Genomic DNA, 13675 nt, shown 5'->3' on the forward strand with positions numbered 1-13675 from the left:
ACTTTTGCTCTGATGTTAACCGATATTAACATACTGGAAGCACTGGCCCTGAACCGGCCGGTTATCGATGTGCGTTCGCCGGGAGAATTTGAGCACGGTCATATTCCGGGTGCTGTTAGTATTCCCTTGTTTTCCAATGATGAAAGAGCGCAGGTTGGAACCGTTTATAAAAAACAGTCCAGAGAAGCTGCGATTGAGCTGGGGCTGACTTTTGTAAGCCCTAAGCTGGATGATTTTATTACGCAATCGTTTCAGGTTGCACCTGACGGAAAGGTTATTGTGCATTGCTGGCGCGGAGGCATGCGGAGTCAGGCATTTGCCAGGCATTTAGCGGATAACGGCTTCTCCGATGTCAGGGTGATTACCGGAGGATATAAATCATACAGACGACTGGTATTAAGCGATTTTGCTATTCCGGTTCACATGAATGTACTGGGTGGATATACCGGGAGCGGCAAGACTTATATATTAAAAGAGCTCAAGAAGAACGGGAATCAGGTGATCGATCTGGAGGGCCTGGCACATCATAAAGGATCAGCCTTCGGTGGAATTGGACAGGCAAAACAGCCAACGGTTGAGCAATTTGAGAATAACCTCCATTCGGTTTGGCGTCAGCTTGATTTGAAGAAACCCATTTGGGTGGAGGATGAAAGCATTGATATCGGGAGGGTTAAAATTCCGGTTCCACTGTTCAGGCAAATGACCGATGCACGACTTATTTTTGTTGAGATACCAAAAGAACAGCGGGCTAAACATCTGGCAGCAGAATATGGAAGTTGTGATACAGAGGCACTTGCAAGTGCGGTAAGGCGTATTTCCAAACGTCTGGGCGGATTAAGGGTGAAGAACGCTCTCGAAGATCTCGAAAAACAGAACTTTTATAGCGTTGCCCTGAATACGTTGCATTACTACGATAAAACCTATTTAAAAGGCATGCAGAGGAGGAGCCGGGAAACCGTTTTGCAGATCACCCTTCCTTCGACTGACCATGCAGAAAATGCATTAAAAATTGAACGATATTTGGACATGATGGAAAATATTAAACTAACACAATACAGTCACGGTGCAGGTTGCGGATGTAAAATATCACCAGCTGTGCTATCCGATATTCTGAAGACGAACCAGGTGGCCACGCCTGATGCCCGTCTGCTTGTAGGTAACGACAGCCGGGATGATGCTGCTGTATATGATATGGGTGACGGAACGGCAATCATCAGTACCACCGATTTTTTCATGCCCATTGTTGATGATCCGTTTGCTTTCGGTAAAATAGCGGCCACCAATGCCATCAGTGATGTGTATGCCATGGGTGGAAAACCGCTGTTGGCTATTGCTATTTTGGGATGGCCTGTGGACAAGTTACCGGCAGAAGTGGCTCAGCAGGTTCTTGAAGGCGGACGGCAGGCCTGTAAGGAGGCCGGGATTTCCCTGGCCGGCGGACACAGCATTGACAGTCCCGAACCAATATTTGGCCTGGCTGTTACGGGACAGGTTGAGCTGAAAAAACTTAAACGCAATGATACGGCAACAGAGGGATGCCGGCTTTATCTGACTAAACCGCTTGGTGTCGGGGTATTTACTACCGCTCAGAAACAGGGGAAACTGCTACCTGAGCATCAGAATATTGCATCTGATTCCATGTCGAAACTGAACAGTATAGGACAGGAACTGGCAGAGATAATTGGCATCACAGCCATGACTGATGTGACCGGATTTGGTCTTCTGGGACACCTTACAGAAATGTGTGAGGGCAGTAAGCTTTCTGCAGAAATAGAGTTTGATAAAATACCGGTCTTCCCGGATGTGCAGCAGTACCTGGATCAGAAATGCATCCCCGGAGGAACACACCGCAACTGGGCAAGCTACGGACAGCATATTCAGTTAAAATCAGAAAGTGATAAGTTTATCCTGTGCGACCCGCAAACCAGTGGAGGACTGCTGATAGCAGTAGAAGAAGACGCTGTTGATGCAGTGGAGATGTTGTTAAAAAGATACAATATTGAACCGGTTTCATTTGGAAGGTTAAACCCCCAATCGGATACATTAATCAAGGTGATCTGATGCATCATATATGTTACTTGTCAAGTACTCACTATTGGACTGTAGTCCGGCTTTCTGACGTTTTAATTTGCCGAGATACAATGGATAAAAATTGATTTATCCGAATAAGGTATTACAATATTTACTACCTTGTTACACTTTTACCAACTTATAGAAATAAAAACCAACCGTTATGATTGTTAAATTTTTAGGCGCGGCTCAGGAAGTTACCGGAAGTAAGCACCTTGTTATCACCCAGAAAAATAAAAAGATATTATTGGATTGTGGCATGTATCAGGGCAAAGGAAAAGAAACTGATGCCATGAACCGTGATCTTGGCTTCGAGCCATCCGAAATAGATCACATCATACTGACCCATGCACACATCGACCATTCGGGCCTGATTCCATATGTATACCGGCGCGGGTTTCGTGGTTCGGTAATCTGTACACATGCCACGCTTGATTTGTGTAAGATTATGCTGGCAGATTCCGGTGCTATACACGAAGCTGATACGATATTATTTAATAAAAAAATGCTGGCACGCGGTCTTCCGCCGGTGGAACCGATTTACACCCGTAAGGATGCTGTAAAATGTATGGAGTTGTTTATCGGTGTGGCTTATGAACGAAAGTTTTACATTGATCAGGAAACTAAGGTTAGGTTTACCAATACCGGACATATGCTGGGAAGTGGTACGGTGATGCTGGAAGTGCTGGAGACGGATGGGTTGAAAAAACTGGCTTATACCGGTGATATCGGGCGGAAGCATAACAAGATATTACGTCCACCGGTACCTTTCCCGCAATGTGATTTTCTGATTACGGAATCCACTTATGGTGATCGTCTGCATAAAGATCATAAAGAAGCACGGAATGAGCTCCTCCACGTCATAAAACATACCTGTATTGAAAAGAAAGGGAAACTGGTGATTCCATCATTTAGTGTCGGGAGGACTCAGGAAATTGTGTATACCCTGAACCAGTTGTTCAATGAGGGCAAACTGCCACGGGTGGATATCTATGTGGACAGTCCGCTGGCAGTGAATGCCACAGACGTATTTCGCCTGCATCCGGAGTGCTTTAATGATGAGATGCTGGACGAGATGTATTCGGATCCTGATCCGTTTGGCTTCAACCGTCTGTTCTATACCAGAACAGTGGCAGAATCAAAACGCATTAATGAACGCAAAGAACCCTGTGTGATTATATCTGCATCGGGCATGATGGAAGCCGGACGTGTAAAACACCATCTGGCCAACACTATTGCAAATCCACGGAATTCAGTTCTGGCAGTAGGATACTGTGCGCCGCGAACGTTGGGAGCTAAAATATTGCGGGGGGACAAAGAAATCTCAATTCATGGCAATGTTTACCCGGTGAATGCCGAAATATTCAGGATTGATTCTTACAGTGGGCATGGCGATTATGAGGAGATGATCGGTTTTTTGAATTGCCAGGACAAGGAACAGATTAAACGGACCTTTATCGTACATGGTGAGAAGGATGCCCAGGAAACGTATAAACAACATCTGGAAGACGATGGCTTTGCCAACATCGAGATTCCGGAACGTGGATATTGGGTGTCTTTGTAAAAAATGCTTCGTGGCCTCTGTGTTAAATTTTAACCACTTAGCAACACCAGGGTAACTCACTCAGGTCACAAAGATTTAAGGGATACACTGTAGACTTTAGATTTAAATAAAGTTTGTAACATTTAAGGCTCAGGTTAGTTTTAACAATATCGCCAGACATTAAAAATTTAAATTACCGCTTATGAAATCAGTTTTTCTAATAGCCATTGTAATTGTATTAACGACTTCATGTATATCAAACCGGTACATGCTGAATGATAATGGTCATAAAAGCACGGCATTAATTTCTGCTATTAAGGAAGCAAAGACAAATGGTCAAAAAATCCATAAACCTCTCATTGTGCTTGACGGTATACCTTATCGCTATGATGTTGAGTTGAAACAAAGCAGACTTCCTGTCAGGCCGGACGATATTGCTAGAATGTCTGTTCTGAAAGAAAACATGGGAGCATCTATTTATGGTGAAACTGGCAAAGGTGGTGTAATCCTGATAACCACAAAGCAAGCTGCAGTAATCACAAAAAGAAAAGAGGTTAGGATCAACTGTACACAGCCTGTTAAACAGGATAAGTTATTGTATTTAAGGGATGGAAAGATAATTTCCCAGGCAGAAATGAATGTAATTGATGCATCAAACATTGAATCCGTTGATGTGATCAAAGATCCTGATGAGATTAAGAAATACACCACTGAAGATTATGATGGGGTGATCGTTATACGAATGAAGCAATCGGATTAATTTTATCATCAGAACGTGGAAGTTAATCTTCCAGTATATGCTTCACCCGTCCAACTTCACCCGATTCCAGCATCACTTTAATACCGTGCGGGTGACTGGCAGACTTAGTCAGTATTCTGGCAACGCCTCCTTCGGTTAGTTCACCGGTGCGCTGGTCCTGCTTCTGAACAATCTCCACCAACATTCCTTGTTTTATATTTTTTCTTATCCTGCCGTCTTTACTCTGCTCATTCATTGCATTGGGTATTCTGATTTTTTTAAACTGTAAGGCCAAAAGTAGTTTAAAATCAATTAAGTCCGGTTAAAGCTTCAGAGATTCCTCGTTTCACATGGCTTAACTGTCATTTGATGGTTTTTAAGCAGTATGGTTAGACCCTGTATGAACCTAGCTGGCTGTCATTCTACGCGTAATAAAAAAAGAACCATCAATTCATATTGATTAATCCCAGGACAACAATGGTTTAAATTGTACAGCTTGTTAATCGCACGATGTACAAGCATTCTACAATATGCGTATAAATGCCTCTGTTCCGGAAAATCCAATGGACAGGAGATTTTGTATAAACGGATTGTTTGTTTTTGTAAGTGGCATAAAATCAGTATGTTATAATTCTTTTCTGCAGTTGCTTGTCCGTATCACTTTTTATGGCAAAGTTTTTTCACTATACAGAAGTAAAAAACAGAAATTGTATGACATTACTTGAGATTATATTTGCAATTATACTGCCACCGGTCGGTGTAGCCATGCGCTACGGAATAACCGGAACATTCTGGATAAACCTGTTACTAACGATCCTTGGGTATGTTCCCGGACTAATCCATGCATTTATTGTTCTGTTGAGAGATTAGAAAATAAGTCTGAAACCTACATTAGTTTGATATAGTTTTTCCATTGGACAGCTCAAAGAATGATAATGCTGACCTCTGAAGCCATTTTTCCTCGAACGCAGGATCACTTAAAGGTGTGAGTGCTTTTTAAACTTTTCATCGAAATCTAAGTAAGATCAGCTAATCTTGACCTTAGCTGTTTCTGAGTGCCTCAATCAGTTCTTTTTTGTTCATGTTGCTTCGTCCCTCTATTCCTACCTGTTTGGCTTTGGCGTAGAGTTCATCTTTTGTCCATTCTTCGTATTTTTTACTGCTGCCGCCTTTTTGCCCTGAATTGCTTGTATTAGCAATCCGGGCAGCTTTCTGTTTGCTGTATCCTTTATCTCGCAGCGCTTCATACTGGTCTACGTTTTTAATGTGTGCTGATGTGTTTTTATCCGGCATCATTTATATTTTTAATGGTTTCTGCTTCTTAGTATAATCGCATTACTGGGAATGCTATAGCGGTTTAATTCCGGTGGCTTTTGCTGAATACCTCAATTGTTTTACTTATAAAGGCATCCATATCTCCCGGATTCCGTGAGGTTACAAGGCTGTTGTCTACAACTACCTCTTTGTCCATCCATTCGGCACCTGCATTTATCAGATCCGTTTTAATGGAATAAAATGACGTTAGCTTACGTCCGTCTGCCACTCCGGCTTCAATTAGCATCTGTGGTCCGTGGCAGATGGAAGCAACTGGTTTGTTGTGTTCAAAGAATCGTTTTACAAAATCCACGGCTTCTGTTTGACGCCGGAGTTTATCGGGATTGATTACACCTCCGGGGATAAGAAGCGCATCGTAATCTTCTTCCTTTGCCTCATCAACAGTCTTGTCAACCGGTAGTTCCTTACTCCATTCACCATGATTCCATGCCCTTATCCGGCCTTTATCGAGTGATATGATTTGAACACTGGCACCGCTGTTTATCAATGCTTCACGCGGTTCAAATAATTCTGATTCTTCAAATCCGCTGGTAGCCAGAATGGCTATACTTTTATGATTAAGTGTTTGCATAATGTTTTGTTTTAAGGGATTAAATAGTAAGTTGTCGTTTCTAGGAGTGAACTGCAACTTCTTTCTTAAGTGCATTTAGCTGATCAATAGCGACCTTGATAAGGTACTGCTGTTCTGACAACATTTCTGTGAGATAACCCGGAATTTCGGGTTCTGCCAGAACTTTACCATACGTCTCAATGGCTGCCTTTTCACCTGTCATACTCTCTTCAATCACTTTTTCATTCGTGGAGCCGCTGATACTGGCTTTGGCATTCAGCCAAGTACGGTGAAAAATACCTTTAATGGTTCCTGTGGTGTCTAAATGAATACCCAGCTTAATGGCCTCGTCATTTATTTCTTCAATGAATTGTTTCCGCTGCTGTGATAGGCGTAAAAACAAGGTCCTGAGGTCGCTGTATTCAATATTTTTTGCAGCAGTCTCATAGCCTTTTGCGCCATCTTTACATATATCGGTTAGTTCCTGTAATCCAAATTTAATCTGATCTTTATTCATAATTTTCTGATTTTAATATTCTATAATATACTGTGAAATAATCCTGCCAAACTTTAAGTTATGCGTTTCGTCGTTTTAATTTGCTGGTAATCAGCAGGTATTTGCGCATATCAGAAGAAGGTATAGCCTGGAGTGTAGAAAAATGACTAAAACTGTTGACGATTAACACACCCGAAACAGCAAATACAAGGTATGAAAGCTGATTTTCATGGATATCAGATATATTTGCAGAACATTAAGTTTTCTCAACTAAAAAAATAGCATAAAATCTGTAACTTTTCTTTCATCTCCTGTACTAATGGGTAAACCAAAGAACAAAATAGTGAAGAAAGAAGACACATTTATCCGGCTGGTGTCTGAGAACAGCGAACGAATCAGGCGTATCTGTTGCTATTACAACAGTAATCCGGATGATCAGAAGGACATGTACCAGGAAGTGCTGGTAAATATCTGGAAGAGTCTGAATAATTTCAGGGGTGATGCCAACATCAACACCTGGATCTACCGTATTGCTGTAAATACCTCACTCACCTTTACCGGCAAAGCATTTAAGGAGATGAAGCTGCTTGTCAGGCAGGATGCAGAGCATCTGAGCTCGATTTTGGATGACGAAGATCTGGCAGCAAAAAAAGTACAGGAGAAACAACTGGAGCATTTGCAACTTGAACTGAATCAGCTATCCGTTATTGATAAGGCTTTGATTTCTCTCGTGCTCGAAGGCCTGAGCATGAAGGATATTGCCGATATCATTGGAATTTCTGAAGCGAATGTGAAGGTTAAGATCCACCGGATCAAACTACAGTTAAAAGAAAATTTAAAAGCGTTTACCCATGAAAAATGAAACAAATAATAATGGATCTGTCAATCTGGAATCCTTAATTAGCCGATTGAGAAATGAAGATCAGCGTTACTCACGATTGAGTAAGGGGATACAAATTGTTTATTTTGTATTGCTTCCCATTTACGTGTTATTATTAATAGTACATATTATTGAAGACAGTACCTGGTACGAAATTTTTGGAAGCGTGTGCTTTGCATTGTCCATGCTTATCTTTGCCCTTTTCTTCCGCAGATATTATAAAGAGTATAAATATGTGGATTATGCTCAGCCCACACTATCCATGCTTAAGGATGCAGCTTTTCGCTATCAGCCGTTTCAGTGGCGGATGATCTGGCTTGTGTTAGCACTCGCCTTTATGGACATAGGATTAAGTCTCACAACCTTTCAAATGGCATACACAGTTCTGGTACAGATTCTGTTTTTAGGAAGTCTTGGAATTGCAATAATTATTGGATATATCATTTGGTGGTTTCGCTACAGGCCCTTAAGAATGGATACTTTGAAACTGATTAAGGAGATAGAAGAAGATTAATAATATTAGTGATCCGATGACTTGAAGTCATCGGATCACTAAGTTGGATGTTATTTCGTCGCACATACCATACACACCTTCTTGTCTCCTTTAACGCGTCCGTATTCCATTACTGTCATTTCTCCGCATTCTTCGCATACAAAGCTGTTAAAAGAGTGAACCGGTTGTTTCCATTCGTATTCGAACACCTCTGAAATTTTCATCATTTTATCTTCCGGTGCATTCATTACTTTAACTACCAGAGGTTCTACCACTTCATCAGGAACCTGTGTTGGGGGCACGCCTTTTTCCCGGTAATCTTTAAAAAATGTTGTTCTTTTGTTGGCCATCATGGCTTCTGCCGTTGGTGTAACACGAACCGCGCGGTTTGTTTTTTTATCGATCAGGGTTAAGGCCCATTTCCCTCTGTGGGTTTTCTCGATATTTCCTTTCCCAAACGTACAACCTGTAATAACCTGAATACCGTCTGCAAAACAGGTGGCGCAGTGATTGTCCCCAAGGTCGAGGATGGCATGTAGGGCGCTGTCGCCGGTCCGTTCAACACCAAGTGCATTCATTGCTGCCGAACCAACCCGTAAGCCGTTTGGCATTGCCGGACATTTGTGCCCGTGAAATTTTTGCCCGAATTCGAGCCAGTCTTTTGGATCTACCATCTTATCTTTATTTTAAGTTTCAAATCGTCATTTTGTGATACGTCAGTTCCGTCAACATTTATCACAAGTGCAATGCAGCAGCAAGTATTGGCCAGCTCAGTTTTAAAGCCATCAACAATAAAATAAAAGCCAGTATTTTTTTAACAGCATTAGGATTCAGTTTTTTGTGCATAAATGTGGTTCCTAAGGTAGCGCCTGCCATTCCGCTGAAAGCAGCTATCAGTGACAGTTTCCAGTCCACAGTGCCGAGACTCCAGTACGTAATAAATCCTGAAAACGACGAAAATGGAACGACAAATGCAGTGATCGTTGTTATTTTTTTGGGGTTGAAACCCAGCATTAATAAGAGCGGAGAGATTATACTGCCACCACCAATTCCCAGGATACCCGATAGCAATCCGGCAAAGATGCCTATGAGGGATAAAGCTATTACAGGATTGTCTTTCCGGTAAACATCCGGTTCTTTCCTTTTGTGAAAAAGAAACATGAACCCCGAGAATACTAAAAAGGCGATAAAGAGTCCCAGAATTATCTGTTTGGGGATGAACTGAGAACCCCAGGCTCCAACGATAGCAAACAGAAATGATGAAATGATGATTGGAATGCCTCCCCTGAAGTCAAGAAGTCTGTTCCTGATATTGCTGATGCTGGCACCGGTTAAACTGATCGTATTGTAAAATAAACCGACCGGTCTGGCAACATTAATGGGAATTCCCAATGATATAAGAATTGGAATGAGGATAACGGCACCGCCAATTCCTCCAAGAGAAAAAACAAAGGCTGCAATAAATGATATGATCCCGATTAAGTAATCCATCGTTCATCGTTAAAATTCTGGTTGAGATTTAAGCTGCAATAAAAATGATATATGTTTCATAAAGACCGATTCCAATAAACAATACGGCAACAACTTTCCGGAACCATGTTTCAAAAACTTTTATTTTGTTGTACAGATTTCCGACTGATCCAATGCTGAAAGCAACTAACCATGCAAAAAGAATAACCGGGAGCCCGGTAGCAATAGCAAAAGCCAGGGGAAGAAATAATCCTCCGGGACTGCTCATCGTCATTGGGATCAGCATACCAAAATAAAGCACACCACTATACGGACAGAAGGCAAGGGCGAAAACAAGGCCAAGCAACAATACACCCCAAAATCCGGAGTTGGATTTACGTTCCATTTTTGAAGTGAGTGTACTGATGCCCGGGATGGATAAACGGAGAACACCCAGCATAAATAAGCCGATAATGATAAGTAAGGGTCCGAGAAGTTTTTCGCCCCATTCCTGAAGCAAAGAAGAAATCTTAAACTGACTGGCACCCAAAAAGAAAATGATTCCGATGGATGTATAGGTTATTGCTCTTCCGAGCGTATAAATCAAGCCGTTTATAAAAACTGTTTTCCTGTTCTCAATGTCTTTACTTATAAACCCTATTGCCGTAATATTAGTTGCTAAAGGGCAGGGACTTATGGCAGTCATAAGTCCCAGGATAAAGGCTGATAATAACGGAATTTCTGATGACTCAAAAAAGTTTTGAAGCAGCTCCATTACTATAACATTGCATCAACCGTTTCCTTAATCTTTTCTTTTAACTTCTCAGGTTTGGTTCGTGCATTCATAAATGCATCATTGGTCAGATTTACCACTTCATCACCTTTTATAATTAATAAGGTTGTGCCACTGACCTGGAATTTTTTAATCAGGGGGTTTTCCTTGTCCTTATCCCTGTTAATAGATTGGAAAGGAATCTTATCACCGTAATTTTCTTTTAATGCCTCCCTGGTTACTTCTTCAACCGCCTGACAGGTAGCACAGCGTTGGGTTGCATGAAAATAGTATGCTTTAACAGCAGATTCTGTATTTTTCTGCTCTGCCTTTTGTGCGTTCTCCTTACATGCCGGATCAGGCGTGCTGCAACATTGTGCCTGTATTGATGTGAGGCCGCTAATGCATACAAAGCAAAATAAAATAAGTGTCTTTTTCATGATTTTAATTTTAGTGAGTTAGTCTGTGTGAGTTTTAACTGATTTTATCCGTTTACAAAACTTGTTCGAAGTTCGCAAAACACCGAACAAGTTGTTTAAATTTTTTAGAGTTTTAAAAACTTTCTGAACAGTTCCTGTGCCTCTTCCCAGTTTTCTTTGTTTATGCAATATTTAACCTTGGGTGTTTCAATCTCGCCCTGTATTAAACCTGCCTCTTTCAATTCTTTTAGATGTTGCGAGAGGGTTGATTTAACAACAGGGAGTTCTTCTGAAATATCGCCGCTGTAACAACAACTTTGCTTGGAAAGCAACTCCAGGACATACATGCGTATAGGGTGCCCCATAGCTTTAGCATATCGTGCCATTTTCTTTTGCTCTGTTGTTATGACCTCTTTCACTGGCATTATTGTTCGTTAATTAACGAACAAATGTAATTACTTTTTTGGAATTACTAATATTGATCCGATGAAATTTGGTTCATCGGATCAAAAATGTTTCATAGAATTTTTTTCCAGGCTCCGTTAATGGATTTATTATGTCCCCGGAATAATACGTTGAAAGCATCAATCATGACCTGATCTTTTAATGTCAGGCTTTCATATATTTTTAACCTGTCCGGGAATAACTCAATGTAATCATGGACAAATATGCTAAGCAATACCATCAGGTTTTTAAAGTTATACTTTACCAGATCTGCATAGGCATTGTTTTCTGTCCCGAACATCTGGCTGAACTGAAAAACCGAAACATTTGACGGGTGAGAATAAAATGAAAAGTAAGTGTAGTTGTCATCAAATAAATTGCTTTTCAGATTCATGGTATTGAATGTGTCCTGCCAGCTCAGGAGGCTAACCTCATTTCCCCTGAACACCAGTTTATATTCATTGTCATCAATGGCAGAAAGTATCTTACCCTGATTTTTTGCATCCAGGTTTTTAAACAGTGCACTGTTTTCAATCTGGCTGGTCAGATCCTTTATAATTTCCTGATCATCCTTTAATATTTGCTTGCTCTCTTCTCCGGCAGCATATTTTGTAAAACGTTGTCTGTAGTTTAATCCGGACAGCACCCATAAATTATAGAGAATTAAGCGCTCTTCATCATTCTCCGGTTTAACATATACAATGTAAAACATCGAGATGGTTTCAAAGGTATTCTGAACATGTGCTGCAACAGTTGTGGGATCAATGAGCTTTTTTAGCTTGGCCCCTGTTTCTTTGTCGTTGTAGTTGACGCCGGTCAGAAGTTTTTTGGCTGCCAGTAATTTTACAAATACCATTTGCAGAATGGTCATGGCATCAGCTTCCCTTGCTGTTTTCTCTGTAAAATCCTGACTTTCCATCACCCGGAAAAGAAAACGTTCAAAAATGTCGGTTAAATCAAATAAATCGTCTAAGGTATCTAATGAAGTTAATCGCTCAATTTCCTTTCTTAGTTCATCTGTATTCATAATATCAAGTTTTAGCTGTTAGCAAATTTACTGAATATGTAACATTCTTTCAATATAGTTTTTTTATGGCAAAATAACTAAAACAAGATAGTATTTATTTATATAGTTTGAGAGGAGCTGTTCGATAATTTATACTAAAGTTAAAACTCTCTTGTTCAAAACTGCATAGCTATTCCAGGGATAGTCATTTCACGGTTTTTTGAAAGGTTCAAAAAGTGAGGATACTGTGCATGTATTTTGAAATGTGGACATAGCGATTAAAAAACAGTCAAATCATTTGGGCTTGCAACGCTTCTGACAGCATTTCGAAATTCATGAGAACGGAAAAGCTTACGACCCTGAATTGTTTTACGATTTTAAACAGCATAAAATAAGGACTGAAGAACGACAGGAGGAATCTCTGTCTGTGGTTCATAGGTTGCATAGACCTAAAGGCTATGCCAACAAATTTGCTGTTCCTGAGTTTTACAGTGTTCACGCAGGTGACTCGCTTTGGAAAATTTCACGTAAGTATAAGGTGTCTATCAATACAATTTGTCAATTAAACCATATTTCGGCTAATAAAGTATTACGAATCGGGCAGCCATTGCGATTATATTAGCCAATTAACCAGATCTCTTTATGAGTGAAGAAATTTCAGGTCATATTAGCAGGGATTATTTACATGATCCCTGTTACTCCGAATTCCGAAAGCAAAGTCCGTTATAAGTCAGCAAGAGAAAGAGCAGGAGTTGCGAGGTATTAATGTATGCCCAGCACTTTTGCTCCAACCTGATTTGGATTAAAATTAATAGCTACTGATTTGATCGAAACAATTTGTATGTTCTTTTCTACATTAACCTCAGTTATGAGGGCCGTAGGTCTGAAAGTATGGTAGATTGTTCAGATAATTGAACCGGAGAGCTTCATAGGAGTGAAAGGATTTCAGGTCATATCTGTCGGGATTATTTACATGATCCCTGTTACTCCGAATTCCGAAAGCAAAGCCCGTTATAATTCAGCAAGAGAGTGAGCAAGAGTGGAGAGGTTTAATTGTATACTCAATACTCTTGCTCAAAACTGATTTTAAGATAGGTGTTTTATCATTGAAAACAACATTCTGGATATTTCGTCAAGGTCAGAATAAAATTTGGCAAATTCAGTTTCGGTAATAGTTCCAATATCTTTTAAATAATCGAAAATAGCAACACATTCAAAAGCTGAGCCCCTTGAGATAACATAAAAATTTCGTTTGTCTTTTTGAGTATATCTTCCGGAGCCTTCTGCTATATTCAGCATAATACTGAAGGATGCACGCCTAAGCTGATCAGTTGTGGTCCTGTCCTGCTTGTTGGAAACCAGAAAATGATTCACTTTTTTATTGAAATCTTTTGCGTGTGAATAGACAGTTAATTTTTCAAAATCAAACATTGTGTAATGTTCGTTTAGGGTTGAGTCAGCAAGAGAAAGAGCAAGAGT

The 13675-nt window shown here is 40.5% G+C and carries 17 protein-coding genes and 1 pseudogene; 7 read left to right on the plus strand and 11 right to left on the minus strand.

Going from position 1 to position 13675, the window contains the following annotated elements:
* Positions 1–12: 12 nt before the first annotated feature.
* The 4 genes and pseudogenes from mnmH to ACE1EF_RS14760 all read left to right on the plus strand — a co-directional run.
* Positions 13–990: pseudogene (mnmH, locus tag ACE1EF_RS14745) on the plus strand (tRNA 2-selenouridine(34) synthase MnmH); the annotation flags it as partial.
* 36 nt (positions 991–1026) lie between these two features.
* Positions 1027–2061 carry a selenide, water dikinase SelD gene (gene selD, locus ACE1EF_RS14750; RefSeq protein ID WP_375721636.1) on the plus strand — a complete coding sequence of 345 codons (1035 nt, stop codon included), beginning with the start codon at positions 1027–1029 and terminating at the stop codon, positions 2059–2061.
* A 172-nt stretch (positions 2062–2233) separates the two neighbouring features.
* Complete coding sequence (locus ACE1EF_RS14755) at positions 2234–3634, plus strand: MBL fold metallo-hydrolase (protein ID WP_375721448.1); 1401 nt, start codon at positions 2234–2236, stop codon at positions 3632–3634.
* 181 nt (positions 3635–3815) lie between these two features.
* Positions 3816–4373, plus strand: coding sequence for a hypothetical protein (locus ACE1EF_RS14760; RefSeq protein ID WP_375721449.1), 558 nt, complete (start codon positions 3816–3818; stop codon positions 4371–4373).
* 22 nt (positions 4374–4395) lie between these two features.
* Here ACE1EF_RS14760 and ACE1EF_RS14765 read toward each other — a convergent pair whose 3' ends face one another.
* A complete protein-coding gene (locus tag ACE1EF_RS14765; protein ID WP_375721450.1) occupies positions 4396–4608 on the minus strand; it encodes a YwbE family protein in 213 nt (70 codons plus the stop codon).
* A gap of 455 nt (positions 4609–5063) precedes the next feature.
* On the opposite strand from ACE1EF_RS14765, the gene ACE1EF_RS14770 reads away from it, so the two are divergent.
* On the plus strand, positions 5064–5222 hold the full coding sequence (locus tag ACE1EF_RS14770) for a YqaE/Pmp3 family membrane protein (protein WP_375721451.1): 159 nt from the start codon (positions 5064–5066) through the stop codon (positions 5220–5222).
* 171 nt (positions 5223–5393) lie between these two features.
* Here ACE1EF_RS14770 and ACE1EF_RS14775 read toward each other — a convergent pair whose 3' ends face one another.
* The 3 genes from ACE1EF_RS14775 to ACE1EF_RS14785 form a co-directional block, all read right to left on the minus strand.
* The gene (locus ACE1EF_RS14775) at positions 5394–5645 is read right to left on the minus strand and encodes a DUF7218 family protein (protein ID WP_375721452.1); all 252 of its coding nucleotides are present in this window, start codon (positions 5643–5645) and stop codon (positions 5394–5396) included.
* A gap of 64 nt (positions 5646–5709) precedes the next feature.
* A complete protein-coding gene (locus ACE1EF_RS14780; RefSeq protein WP_375721453.1) occupies positions 5710–6258 on the minus strand; it encodes a type 1 glutamine amidotransferase domain-containing protein in 549 nt (182 codons plus the stop codon).
* A gap of 40 nt (positions 6259–6298) precedes the next feature.
* Positions 6299–6754 (minus strand): ferritin-like domain-containing protein, encoded by a 456-nt coding sequence (locus tag ACE1EF_RS14785; RefSeq protein ID WP_375721454.1) that lies wholly within the window; start codon positions 6752–6754, stop codon positions 6299–6301.
* Between the two features lie 322 nt (positions 6755–7076).
* Between ACE1EF_RS14785 and ACE1EF_RS14790 the strand changes: the two genes are divergently transcribed.
* Complete coding sequence (locus ACE1EF_RS14790) at positions 7077–7595, plus strand: RNA polymerase sigma factor (RefSeq protein WP_375721455.1); 519 nt, start codon at positions 7077–7079, stop codon at positions 7593–7595.
* Positions 7585–8127: a hypothetical protein gene (locus ACE1EF_RS14795; protein ID WP_375721456.1), complete on the plus strand. Its 543-nt coding sequence runs from the start codon at positions 7585–7587 to the stop codon at positions 8125–8127. The genes ACE1EF_RS14790 and ACE1EF_RS14795 overlap by 11 nt, the downstream gene beginning before the upstream one ends.
* A 50-nt stretch (positions 8128–8177) precedes the next feature.
* Here the strand turns inward: ACE1EF_RS14795 and ACE1EF_RS14800 are convergent, their stop codons facing one another.
* The 7 genes from ACE1EF_RS14800 to ACE1EF_RS14835 form a co-directional block, all read right to left on the minus strand.
* Positions 8178–8780 carry an FmdE family protein gene (locus ACE1EF_RS14800; protein WP_375721457.1) on the minus strand — a complete coding sequence of 201 codons (603 nt, stop codon included), beginning with the start codon at positions 8778–8780 and terminating at the stop codon, positions 8178–8180.
* 61 nt (positions 8781–8841) lie between these two features.
* On the minus strand, positions 8842–9597 hold the full coding sequence (locus tag ACE1EF_RS14805; protein WP_375721458.1) for a sulfite exporter TauE/SafE family protein: 756 nt from the start codon (positions 9595–9597) through the stop codon (positions 8842–8844).
* A gap of 28 nt (positions 9598–9625) precedes the next feature.
* Positions 9626–10330, minus strand: coding sequence for an aromatic aminobenezylarsenical efflux permease ArsG family transporter (locus tag ACE1EF_RS14810; protein WP_375721459.1), 705 nt, complete (start codon positions 10328–10330; stop codon positions 9626–9628).
* Between the two features lie 2 nt (positions 10331–10332).
* Positions 10333–10767, minus strand: coding sequence for a nitrophenyl compound nitroreductase subunit ArsF family protein (locus tag ACE1EF_RS14815; protein ID WP_375721460.1), 435 nt, complete (start codon positions 10765–10767; stop codon positions 10333–10335).
* Positions 10768–10871: 104 nt separating this feature from the next.
* Entirely contained in the window at positions 10872–11171 is a 300-nt protein-coding gene (locus ACE1EF_RS14820; protein WP_375721461.1) for an ArsR/SmtB family transcription factor, read from the minus strand.
* Positions 11172–11263: 92 nt separating this feature from the next.
* Entirely contained in the window at positions 11264–12217 is a 954-nt protein-coding gene (locus tag ACE1EF_RS14825; RefSeq protein ID WP_375721462.1) for a hypothetical protein, read from the minus strand.
* A gap of 1065 nt (positions 12218–13282) precedes the next feature.
* Positions 13283–13627, minus strand: coding sequence for a four helix bundle protein (locus ACE1EF_RS14835; protein WP_375721463.1), 345 nt, complete (start codon positions 13625–13627; stop codon positions 13283–13285).
* Positions 13628–13675: the final 48 nt, after the last annotated feature.

The organism is Quyinboa sediminis, from assembly GCF_042219855.1.
GTDB lineage: Bacteria > Bacteroidota > Bacteroidia > Bacteroidales > UBA5342 > JBHJHP01.